Raw genomic sequence first — 238 nt, 5'->3', positions numbered from 1 at the left:
TAAGCATTTGAGGAGCGCTAAGGGTGATTGTTTTGAATTCCAAAGCTCAATTAACAGTTGATATCATTGCTAAAGTGGCAGAGCGTAAAGTTACGATAGCTAATGCCGCTAAGCTCCTCAATAAATCCAGGCGTACTATTGAACGTTATTTGCAGCGTTACCGAAGCCAAGGTCTACAATTCGTTGTTCACGGGAATACAGGCAGCGAGCCAATTAATAAAACTCCAGATAGGCTTAA

At 41.6% G+C, this 238-nt stretch carries 1 protein-coding gene; it reads left to right on the top strand.

The window, feature by feature from the left end; translation table 11 throughout:
• Positions 1-23 precede the first annotated feature (23 nt).
• A partial coding sequence (locus AN394_RS21460; RefSeq protein WP_152968980.1) for a helix-turn-helix domain-containing protein occupies positions 24-238 on the top strand: 215 nt, incomplete at its 3' end.

It is taken from the genome of Pseudoalteromonas sp. P1-26 (genome assembly GCF_001401795.1).
Taxonomy (GTDB): Bacteria; Pseudomonadota; Gammaproteobacteria; order Enterobacterales; family Alteromonadaceae; genus Pseudoalteromonas.
Note: the sequence above shows the minus strand (reverse complement) of the source record. Positions and strands in the feature narration are given on the sequence as shown.